Annotated in this window: 1 protein-coding gene; it reads right to left on the bottom strand. The window is 55.6% G+C overall.

Annotated features, from left to right (window positions below):
• Positions 1–22: 22 nt before the first annotated feature.
• A protein-coding gene (locus KUV26_RS23495; protein ID WP_222510277.1) for an IS5 family transposase occupies positions 23–780 on the bottom strand; the annotation gives its coding sequence in 2 pieces (ribosomal slippage) (positions 23–456 and positions 456–780; 759 coding nt in all).
• Positions 781–846 lie beyond the last annotated feature (66 nt).

Genomic DNA, 846 nt, shown 5'->3' with positions numbered 1-846 from the left:
TAGGCTCTGGACTCATTGAGTTTCAAAGCCAGTAGATAACGAGGGCTGCAAGCGCGATTGCTGACAGGAAGACTTTTGGGCATCTGTCGTATCGTGTCGCAACCCGCCGCCAGTCCTTCAGCCTGCCGAACATAATCTCAATGCGGTTGCGCCGCTTATATCGGCGTTTGTCGTATCTGATGGCTTTCTTGCGCTGCTTTCGACCGGGGATGCAGGCGCGTATCCCTTTGTCTTTTAACGCTTCTCTAAACCAATCGGCATCATACCCGCGATCTCCGAGAAGCCATTGGACGTCAGGCAGGCCGCTCAGCAGCGCCTTTGCACCGGTGTAATCACTGACCTGTCCGGCGGTCACGAACAGGTTCAGTGGACGCCCCTGGCTGTCACAGATTGCGTGCAGCTTAGTGTTCATGCCGCCCTTAGTGCGCCCGATCAGGCGCCCACGCCCCCCTTTTTAACCCCAAGACTGGAGGCCGTACGGTGTGCTTTCAGGTAAGTTGCGTCGATCATCACGGTCTTTTCCTCACCGTGATCAGCAGCCAGACCGGCCATCATCTGGGCAAAGATGCCTTTGTCGCTCCACCGCTTCCAACGGTTGTACAAGGTCTTGTGCGGGCCGTAATCTTTGGGAGCATCACGCCAGCGCAAGCCATTGCGATTGATGAAGATAATTCCGCTCAGAACACGCCGGTCATCAACACGCGGCTTACCGTGGGACTTCGGAAAATAAGGCTCAAGACGGTCCATCTGCGCGTCCGTCAGCCAGAAAAGATCAGACATATCACCGCTCATTTTTCGAACCGTGAATCACGCCACCCACCGGAAATCAATGGGTCCTGACCCTAG

It is taken from the genome of Leisingera daeponensis (assembly GCF_019801465.1).
GTDB classification, from domain to species: domain Bacteria; phylum Pseudomonadota; class Alphaproteobacteria; order Rhodobacterales; family Rhodobacteraceae; genus Leisingera; species Leisingera daeponensis_A.
Note: the sequence above shows the minus strand (reverse complement) of the source record. Positions and strands in the feature narration are given on the sequence as shown.